The following is a 9,706-nucleotide window of genomic DNA, read 5'->3' on the forward strand; positions in this document are numbered from 1 at the left end:
ACTTAACAGAATAAAAATTAAGAGTATATTTTTCATTTTTGTTGTTTTACGAGTGAACTTAATATTAAGTGTGTGACTAAATTAGCATGATGTAAAGTTAACTCGGTAAATTTATTGGTTTTATCTATTTTGGGTAATAAAAAAGGATGCATCTTTGCATCCTTTTTAGACAACTTAGTCGTTCTTACTGAACAAGCTCTTTATCGCTGAACTCTTCAGCGAATAATGGACTAGATAAGTAACGCTCAGTTGCACTTGGTAAAATTACCACAATATTTTTATCTGCGTTTTCAGGCTTTTCAGCAAGGCGTTTTGCAGCAACAACTGCAGCACCAGAAGAAATACCTACTAAAATGCCTTCATTTTTCATCAGTTCATGCGCCATTGCAATTGCATCTTCATTTGATACTTGCTCAGCGGCATCAACAACTTCTAAATCAAGGTTACCAGGGATGAAACCTGCACCGATACCTTGAATTTTATGAGGACCCGGTTTTACTTCTTCACCAGCTAAGGTTTGGCTGATCACTGGTGAGTTAGTTGGTTCAACAGCAACTGACTGAACATTTAAACCTTTTTCAAGTTTAAGGTAGCGGCTAACACCCGTAATAGTACCACCCGTACCAACACCTGCTACGAAGATATCGATTTTACCATCCATTGCTTCATAGATTTCAGGGCCCGTGGTTTCAAAGTGAATTTTCGGGTTTGCAGGGTTTTCGAATTGTTGTAGAAGAATGTATTTTTCAGGGTCACTTGCTTGAATTTCTTTTGCTTTCTCAATTGCGCCATTCATACCTTTAGCGCCATCAGTTAGAACTAGGTTAGCACCTAACGCTTTTAACAATTTACGACGTTCTAGGCTCATAGTGTTAGGCATAGTCAGTGTTAACTTATAACCACGAGAAGCAGCAACAAACGCAAGTGCAATACCGGTATTTCCCGAAGTAGGCTCGATTAACTCTTTGTCTTTGGTTAATACACCTGACTTTTCTGCTTCCCAGATCATTGAAGCGCCTATACGGCATTTAACACTGAAACTTGGGTTACGTGATTCTACTTTAGCAAAAACATTACCTGAGGTTACGCGGTTAAGCTTTACGATTGGAGTATTACCAATCGTTAATGAATTATCTTCAAAAATGTTAGACATAGTGTTCCCTTGGAAGCAATTTATTCAATCGTGATCGAATAGCTTAGGCTAGCGATCTGTAATAGTCACACTTTACTGTGGTGAATAAAAAACGAAAGTAAAGTTTGGCTATAACATATAGCGAATAGGCTTATATACCCAAACCATCTCAAGGTGCGAGTTTCAGTTGGAATTAAAAGCGATTTAGGCAAGGCATTGATTGCAAGTAATAGTGGTTCTATTGCTAAAATCAATAACGCAGTATAAATCGCTTTTAAACCAACCCGTTGGGCGCTTCACAGGCACTTACTCTCATCGTTGTTACTTCTTWAAAGGGRMTGCCATTCTTGCAAAGTAACGCCTTGATATTAAGCWCCTGTGAAACGCTGAATTCTGCATCTTGAGGTGGCTTGGGTATAGTTTAGGAATAAGCAAACAAAGAAAGGGGAGGGCGCACCAAAAGATGCGCTAATAAGGTCTTAAAGCAACCAAGCGTAGCTAAATTTAGCAAACAACGTACGCTGCTCTTTAGTAATTGATGAAAGCTCATCATCTTGATAGCCATTATCAGAATAACCTGCAAAGAATACCGTTTGCGGGTTCAGCTTGTAAGAATACAGCAGCTGAGTGGCTAACTTTTTATATTGGCTATCTACATCATCAATGTAATTAGCCTGATTGCGCTCTAAATCGGTATAAATGACTGCAAGGCGTAAAAAGCTATTCACATTAAATTGGTAAGTTAAACGCACATCACTTAGGTTGGCGGTAAATACTTCACTGCCGTCGGCTTCAAGCTGCTCATAAGTATGGCGTAAACGCACTTCAAAATGCTTACCAAGGTTCATATTCAGCACAGGGCGTATATGGAACTTATCACCAACACGATTATTAGCTAAGTCAACGGCATTACCTGTATACATATATAAAGAGGCAAATACCCCTGCGGTTGGTTTAAAGTCACTGTAAAAACCAACGCCATTTTCGCTAAACAAGTCAGTGTTACCATCAATATCTAAACGTGATTTATCGTGGCGAAGGCCGGTGCGGTTACGGTGCTCAACAGAGAGCTCAAAAAAGCTTTGCAACGGGCCGCTGACTGAAAAACTAGTTTGTGCTTCTTTTTCGAGAAGTTCATTATTTTCGTTGTGGGTAATATCCCAATCGGCGTAAAGGTTAGCGCGATTCCACCAATTGCCTTTATCGCCATACCAGCGGTATTCACCGCCAGTCGTGAACTTTTTAAAATCAACTTGTGAGATAAAGCCTAAGTCAGCTCTTAAATCAGCATCGCGATAATTATAGTCAGCAAAGGCACGCCAGTACTTCTCGTCATGTTGATACTTTACGTAGTAGCCAGTACCTGATTGCTGTTCTTTACTTAAAACACGAAGTACGCCTTCGTTATAGTCGCAGTCACTATTTAATTCACAAATTACTTGCTCGGGCTGTAAGCAGTTATCACCATCACATAACTCGTCGATAAAATCTTGGCTGTATTGTGTTTGTGACTTTAATACTTGGACTAAGAAAACATCGTTCACTGTTGGCTTGTATTTACTATCAATACTGTAAACCGTGTTTTTATAATCATGACTTTGTCTGTGTGTTGCAGTTGAACCGAGCGATAACCCTGACTCAAAATCGTATCGATAACGCATAGCGCCATTTTCACTTTTCTCGTCAAGGGCAACAAGAGATGAGCCTAAATTGCCAGGGATCAACACATTGGTTTGTGTGTCATTAGCAATGAAGCCGGCAAATGTATGGCCATTTTTGCTGCCGGTGATCTTTGTTCCGTAATCTGGTTGGGCAATATTACGGGTATGAATAAGGTTGAGAGTTGAGGCAAAGTAGTCAGCGTTATCTAAAAAGAAGGCGCGCTTTTCAGGGAAGAACAAACTGAAATTATTGTTCACACTCAATTGTGCAACATCCGCTTCAACCTGAGAAAAGTCAGGGTTGATGGTCGCATTTAGGGTAATATCAGGAGTGATCCCCCATTTTACATCTAGGCTGGCTTCAGTATTGTTCTCTGACTCCCAATCATCAACTCGAGCGCCATCAATATCGCGGGTCTCATTTTTGCCAAGCACCACAGATGGGATAATCGCCACGTTATTGCCTTGTTTGGCTTGTTCAAAACCTTGGTAACTTGGCATTTGGCAAATCCAACAATTGTTACCGTGGTCAATCTGCATATTAGAGATACGCAACCGTTCACTGCGCGGTAAAAAGCGTAAAAACTCCATTGCCATGGTTTTGCTTGCGACGCTGTCGTCAAAATTTAGTACGCGTAAGGGAATAGCAACTTCAACTGTGTAGCCTTTATCATGGATAACACCGACGCTATCCCAAATACCGTCCCATGATGAGCTCTCATGTTTAGTTAGTTCGTTTTCTATTGAATCTTGCTGTACGCCAAGTGGGTTAATAAAAAATTGATACGCTAATTGAGAGTTATTGTATGAATCAATTTTTAGCCCAACTAAGTCATCATCCCAAGCTGCGTCACGGTCACGGTAAAAAGCACGAATAAGTTCTGGGTTAGGGTCGTTCGCTTCAAAACCTATAAATAACGTTTCGCCATCTTCATAGACATAAGCGTAGGTAGTAACAGGGCTCTTACTGTTCTCATAAGGCCAAGTGACGTTATCTATTGTAATTTTTTTTGCAAGTTGCCAACTTGCTTCATCAAGCTTACCGTCAATTGTTGGCTGTTCTGCAATAAAAGGAAGGGTGATAGGTTGGCTGATGGCCAAGCTAGTAAAAGGCACACTCAACAGAGCGGCACTCAACATTGATTTATACATAAGCACTATATGGGTATTCAAAACTGCGAGCATGTTATTAATTTGCAACTTTGTTAACAAATGCAACGCGACAGGCCGCATATATTTACGTTCAAATTAGATTCTGCCAAGCTCTGGTGGTAAATTGCGCAGTTAAACGTTAATTTGGCTGTTTTATAACAAAAGTAAACTAAAACGTGGTAAAAGATTACCACCTAAAAATTGAAGTGATCGTTATGAATTTAATTTTAAAATTAATTGCTGGTATTGTTGCCGGTATTTTAGTGGGCTTGTATGTGCCACTAACAGGTGTTGAACTCCTTTACACAGTAAAAGAAATAATAGGTCAGTTGATCACCTTTACCATTCCGTTAATTATTTTATTTTTTATCGCATCAGGTATTGCTGGCTTACCAAAAGGGTCAGGCCACTTGTTAGGAAAAACGGTTGGCTTTGCATATGGTTCAACCGTTATTGCAGGTACCTTAGCGTTTTTACTTGTCAGCGCTATGATCCCATTGTTTGATGGGGGCTTAACGTTTGAAGCTGAAGTCGCCACAGAAGTGGGTAGCTTTATTGATTTAGAAATTCCACCTCTAATGAGTGTAATGACAGCTCTTGCTGCAGCATTCATTTTTGGTATTGGAATGAGCCAGTTACAGCTTGATACTTTAAAGAAAATGTCTGATCAGGGCCGTGATGTTATTGATGGCTTACTAGCAAAAGTAATTATTCCAGCTTTACCTTTTTACATTGCTGGTGTATTTGCTGAAATGACAGTCGCTGGTACTGTGGTTGATACACTACAAACTTTTGGTATTGTTCTGCTGGCAGCATTAATTATGCATTGGTTATGGCTAACGGTTTTATATGTATCTACAGGACTGCTACTAAAGCGAAACCCATTAGAGCTTGTAAAAAACATGCTACCCGCGTATTTTACTGCTTTAGGTACAATGTCGAGTGCAGCAACTATTCCGGTTTCACTTCGCTCAAGTAAAGCAAATAACGTAAAAGAAGATGTTGCTAACTTTACGGTACCTTTATGTGCAACAATTCATTTGTCAGGTTCAACAATTACTATTGTGACGTGTGCGATGGCTGTGATGTTCTTATCTCCTAATATGGATGTACCATCATTGTTTGGTATGTTGCCATTTATTATGATGCTAGGCGTTGTAATGATTGCAGCTCCTGGTGCACCAGGTGGTGCTGTTATGTCGGCATTGGGCCTTTTAACAAGTATGCTTGGCTTTAATGAAGGCGCTGTTGCATTAATGATTGCACTTTATTTAGCACAAGATAGTTTTGGTACTGCCTGTAATGTAACAGGTGATGGTATCATTGCTTTATGGGTTGATCGTTTCAGCGAGAAAGCATCAGCTTAAAATTAATGAGTGGAACGATATTTTGATTTATCGTTTCACTTTTTCTGTGCTAATGTGGCACATTAAATTGTGCGAAAGCAGCTATTTGGGTTATTTGAGGGTGTTCCATTGATTAATGTACTTTTAGTTGATGACCATGAACTTGTACGGACAGGGATCAGACGTATACTTGATGATGTTCGTGGTTTTAAAGTGGTGGGTGAAGCTAAAACCGGTGAAGAAGCGGTGCAATTTTGCCGTCAACATTCGCCTGATATCGTGTTGATGGACATGAATATGCCAGGTATTGGCGGTTTAGAAGCGACAAAGAAAATCTGTCGCTACTGCCCAGATGTAAAAATTATTGTACTTACTGTGCATTGTGAAGATCCATTCCCAAGTAAAGTAATGCAAATTGGTGCTCACGGTTATCTAACCAAAGGTGCCGGTTCTGATGAAATGGTTAACGCCATTCGTGCTGTAAATGCAGGGCAACGCTATATTGCACCTGAAATAGCACAGCAAATTGCCCTTGCACAGGTCAGCGGCCGTACAGATGAAAACCCATTCCAGAGTTTGTCTGAGCGAGAATTACAAATTATGCTGATGATCACCAAAGGTGAGAAAGCGCAAGATATCGCAGAGCGTTTGAATCTTAGTTCAAAAACAGTGAATAGCTATCGCTATCGCATGTTTGAAAAGCTAAATGTAGGTGGTGATGTTGAGCTTACACATTTAGCAATTCGCCACAAAATGATCGACATTGATAGCTCGCATTAATTTGCTCAATGTCTGATTTCGAACCAGCCCGTTTTCTCAAAACACTATCAAGTGAACCCGGTGTGTACCGAATGCTTGATAGTGAAGGGCAAGTCATTTATGTAGGTAAGGCCAAAAACTTAAAAAAGCGCGTAAGTAGTTATTTTCGAAGTAATGTTACTGATAGTAAAACGCGTGTACTAGTAAGCAATATTTGCAGTATTGAAGTCACCCTGACCAACACTGAAACCGAAGCCTTATTACTTGAAAACAACCTAATTAAAAAATATCAGCCTCGTTACAATATTTTGTTGCGAGATGATAAGTCATATCCGTATATTCTGTTAACTGCTCACAAACACCCTCGCCTAGCTTTTCATCGTGGTAGCCGTAAAATAAAAGGCGAGTATTTTGGTCCATTCCCAAGTGCGGGGGCAGTATCTGAAAGTTTGCGTTTAATGCAAAAAATCTTCCCTGTACGTCAATGTGAAGATGCTTATTATAGAGCCAGAAGCCGTCCATGTTTACAATATCAGTTAAAACGCTGTTCAGCGCCTTGTGTAAATAAAATCTCCGATGGTGAGTATCAGCAAGAAGTGGATTTTGTTCGTAAGTTTTTATTAGGCAAGTCCCATGAAGTTATTGCCGATTTAATTGCAAAGATGGAACAAGCTAGCAAAGAACTTAAATTTGAGCTTGCTGCAAAAGTACGAGACCAAATTTTGTTGCTCAGGAAAATGCAGGAGCAACAATCTATTTCAGGTAACCATGCTGAAATGGACGTAGTGGGCTTTGCTCACTTAAATGGATTAAATGCGGTTCACTTATTAATGATCCGCGACCACAAAGTGCTAGGCAGTAAAACCTATTTTCCAAAAGTGCCAAAAGACTCTGGTGAAGAAGAAATCCTAACCTCTTTTTTAGGTCAGTATTATTTAGCACCCGGTGCAACAGGGCGCATTGCCAAAGAAATTATCTTACCATTCAGTATTGAAGAAAGTGAGCCTTTAAGTGAAGCGCTTACGGCAATCTCTGAGCGTAAAGTCAGTTTAAAAGTTGCTAATCGTGGAGAGCGGGCGCAGTATTTAAAGCTCGCTAATAAAAATGCACTTAACAGCATCAGCGTAAAACAAAGTACGCAGGACTCAATCAATAAACGCTATGCACAACTAAAAGAAACATTACGTCTTGATGATATTAATCGCATGGAATGTTTTGATATCAGCCATACAATGGGTGAAAACACCATTGCAAGTTGTGTGGTGTTTGATTCACAAGGTCCAAATAATAAAGAATATCGCCGCTTTAATGTTACGGGTATAACTGGTGGCGATGATTACGCAGCGATGGAGTTTGCACTTAACAAGCGCTACAACAAAGTAGTTGATGAAGAAAAAATTCCAGATGTCATATTTATCGATGGTGGTAAAGGACAATTATCTCGTGCTGAGCAATATTTTGAAAACTGGCCACATAATAAGATTCCTTTGCTGGTGGGCGTTGCGAAAGGCACAAGTCGAAAACCAGGTTTAGAGACTTTATTAATTGATGGTGGGCGCAAAACAATTCCACTTGACTCAGATGCACCAGCGCTGCATTTAATCCAACACATTCGCGATGAGTCGCACCGTTTTGCTATTGCTGGACATCGCAATAAACGTCAAAAACAACGTACTCAATCATTATTAGAAGAAATTAACGGTGTTGGACAAAAGCGCCGACAAGCATTATTAAAATATTTAGGGGGCATGCAAGGGGTAAAAGCTGCTAATATAGACCAATTAAAACAAGTTCCTGGGATCAGCCCTGAAATGGCTGAAAAGATATTTAATCATTTGCATGACAAGGCGTAGCCTTCGTGCGAATATAGAAAAAAAGACATCTCCAAGTAGTTATGTGGAATATTCCAAACACACTCACAACCTTTAGACTTTTTCTTATCCCCATTTTTTTGGTGATATTTTATTTGCCTTTTTCATGGGCGTTTTTCGCAGCTGCGTTTGTTTTCTGGCTTGCGTCAATCACAGATATCCTTGACGGTTATTTAGCGCGTCGTTTAAATCAATCAACGCCTTTTGGTGCTTTCTTAGATCCAGTTGCTGATAAAGTAATGGTGTGTGCGGCATTAGTTACCTTATCAAGTCATTACCAAACTTTATATATGACGATACCGGCATTAGTTATTATTAGCCGTGAAATTGTAATCTCTGCATTACGAGAATGGATGGCAGAGCAAGGTAAGCGTGATAACGTGGCTGTATCAAATATGGGTAAGTTTAAAACTGCGGCACAAATGCTAGCCATTATTGGTTTGATTTGGCAGTTTGATACATGGATGATCTACTTAAGCTATGGTCTTTTATACATTGCAACATTCTTGACGCTAAGCTCTATGTTGCAGTATTTAGTTGCCGCATGGTCTGAATTGACCAAAAATTGATCCTAAACGTATAATTACACACCATTTTAGATAAAAAATAAGCAAACAGTTCAAAACTAGCATTTTTTATATTGACGCGTTTAATAATCTCTGTAGAATGCGTCCGTGTTGAGAGGGCATAGCCCCCAAGATAAAGAAAGCGGCACTAGCTCAGTTGGTAGAGCGCAACCTTGCCAAGGTTGAGGTCACGAGTTCGAGCCTCGTGTGCCGCTCCAATTATCTAATGTGGCGGAATGGCAGAGTGGCCATGCAGCGGATTGCAAATCCGTCCACCTCGGTTCGACTCCGGGTTCCGCCTCCATCAACACTCCACGCAGCTCTATGAGCAACCCGATGCCCGGGTGGTGGAATTGGTAGACACAAGGGATTTAAAATCCCTCGTTCGTAAGGACGTGCCGGTTCAAGTCCGGCCCCGGGCACCATTTGTGGTTAACTACAACACCAAATGTAGTTTTAAAAATATTTTGTTTTAGAGTTAATATGATGCGGCACTAGCTCAGTTGGTAGAGCGCAACCTTGCCAAGGTTGAGGTCACGAGTTCGAGCCTCGTGTGCCGCTCCATATTAACTTTATCCACTTGCTTTAAATAGCAAACCCGATGCCCGGGTGGTGGAATTGGTAGACACAAGGGATTTAAAATCCCTCGTTCGTAAGGACGTGCCGGTTCAAGTCCGGCCCCGGGCACCATTTAAACTTAAATAGTTTATTGGATAAAGGCTCAAGTTTTCGGCACTAGTTCAGTTGCCAGAACGTTATCATCGCAACCTTCAAGGTTGTGAACCAACGGACAAATCACTGATAGAAATAAATTTGCGGCACTAGCTCAGTTGCCAGAACGTTATCATCGCAACCTTCAAGGTTGTGAACCAACGGACAAATCACTGATAGAAATAAATTTGCGGCACTAGCTCAGTTGGTAGAGCGCAACCTTGCCAAGGTTGAGGTCACGAGTTCGAGCCTCGTGTGCCGCTCCAATTATTTGGAAGCGATAAGGCGGAATGGCAGAGTGGCCATGCAGCGGATTGCAAATCCGTCTACCTCGGTTCGACTCCGGGTTCCGCCTCCATATAATACTCCACATGCTCATACGAGCGACCCGATGCCCGGGTGGTGGAATTGGTAGACACAAGGGATTTAAAATCCCTCGTTCGTAAGGACGTGCCGGTTCAAGTCCGGCCCCGGGCACCATTTATATACAATACCTCCTATCTATTTC

6 protein-coding genes and 8 tRNA genes are annotated in these 9,706 nt (G+C 40.8%); 12 read left to right on the forward strand and 2 right to left on the reverse strand.

Annotation, left to right across the window (positions count from 1 at the left end; genetic code table 11):
- Nucleotides 1–184: 184 nt before the first annotated feature.
- Complete coding sequence (gene cysK, locus L1D46_RS18235) at nucleotides 185–1,153, reverse strand: cysteine synthase A (protein WP_130051804.1); 969 nt, start codon at nucleotides 1,151–1,153, stop codon at nucleotides 185–187.
- A 458-nt stretch (nucleotides 1,154–1,611) separates the two neighbouring features.
- The gene (locus tag L1D46_RS18240) at nucleotides 1,612–3,933 is read right to left on the reverse strand and encodes a carbohydrate binding family 9 domain-containing protein (RefSeq protein ID WP_239978003.1); all 2,322 of its coding nucleotides are present in this window, start codon (nucleotides 3,931–3,933) and stop codon (nucleotides 1,612–1,614) included.
- Between the two features lie 227 nt (nucleotides 3,934–4,160).
- On the opposite strand from L1D46_RS18240, the gene L1D46_RS18245 reads away from it, so the two are divergent.
- The 12 genes from L1D46_RS18245 to L1D46_RS18300 all read left to right on the forward strand — a co-directional run bounded on the left by L1D46_RS18245 (nucleotide 4,161) and on the right by L1D46_RS18300 (nucleotide 9,678).
- A complete protein-coding gene (locus tag L1D46_RS18245; RefSeq protein ID WP_239978001.1) occupies nucleotides 4,161–5,312 on the forward strand; it encodes a dicarboxylate/amino acid:cation symporter in 1,152 nt (383 codons plus the stop codon).
- A 108-nt stretch (nucleotides 5,313–5,420) separates the two neighbouring features.
- Nucleotides 5,421–6,071, forward strand: coding sequence for a UvrY/SirA/GacA family response regulator transcription factor (gene uvrY, locus L1D46_RS18250; RefSeq protein WP_054553647.1), 651 nt, complete (start codon nucleotides 5,421–5,423; stop codon nucleotides 6,069–6,071).
- An 8-nt stretch (nucleotides 6,072–6,079) separates the two neighbouring features.
- A complete protein-coding gene (gene uvrC / locus L1D46_RS18255) occupies nucleotides 6,080–7,903 on the forward strand; it encodes an excinuclease ABC subunit UvrC (protein WP_178926827.1) in 1,824 nt (607 codons plus the stop codon).
- 41 nt (nucleotides 7,904–7,944) lie between these two features.
- On the forward strand, nucleotides 7,945–8,490 hold the full coding sequence (gene pgsA / locus L1D46_RS18260; RefSeq protein ID WP_239978002.1) for a CDP-diacylglycerol--glycerol-3-phosphate 3-phosphatidyltransferase: 546 nt from the start codon (nucleotides 7,945–7,947) through the stop codon (nucleotides 8,488–8,490).
- A 139-nt stretch (nucleotides 8,491–8,629) separates the two neighbouring features.
- Nucleotides 8,630–8,705: transfer RNA gene (locus L1D46_RS18265), tRNA-Gly, on the forward strand.
- A 12-nt stretch (nucleotides 8,706–8,717) separates the two neighbouring features.
- Nucleotides 8,718–8,791: transfer RNA gene (locus L1D46_RS18270), tRNA-Cys, on the forward strand.
- Between the two features lie 34 nt (nucleotides 8,792–8,825).
- Nucleotides 8,826–8,912: transfer RNA gene (locus tag L1D46_RS18275), tRNA-Leu, on the forward strand.
- Between the two features lie 63 nt (nucleotides 8,913–8,975).
- Nucleotides 8,976–9,051, forward strand: a tRNA-Gly gene (locus L1D46_RS18280).
- A gap of 39 nt (nucleotides 9,052–9,090) precedes the next feature.
- Nucleotides 9,091–9,177 (forward strand) — tRNA-Leu (locus L1D46_RS18285).
- A 211-nt stretch (nucleotides 9,178–9,388) separates the two neighbouring features.
- Nucleotides 9,389–9,464: transfer RNA gene (locus L1D46_RS18290), tRNA-Gly, on the forward strand.
- An 18-nt stretch (nucleotides 9,465–9,482) separates the two neighbouring features.
- Nucleotides 9,483–9,556, forward strand: a tRNA-Cys gene (locus tag L1D46_RS18295).
- A gap of 35 nt (nucleotides 9,557–9,591) precedes the next feature.
- Nucleotides 9,592–9,678 (forward strand) — tRNA-Leu (locus L1D46_RS18300).
- Nucleotides 9,679–9,706 lie beyond the last annotated feature (28 nt).

Source organism: Pseudoalteromonas sp. Isolate3 (assembly GCF_022398505.1).
Classification (GTDB): Bacteria; Pseudomonadota; Gammaproteobacteria; order Enterobacterales; family Alteromonadaceae; genus Pseudoalteromonas; species Pseudoalteromonas apostichopi.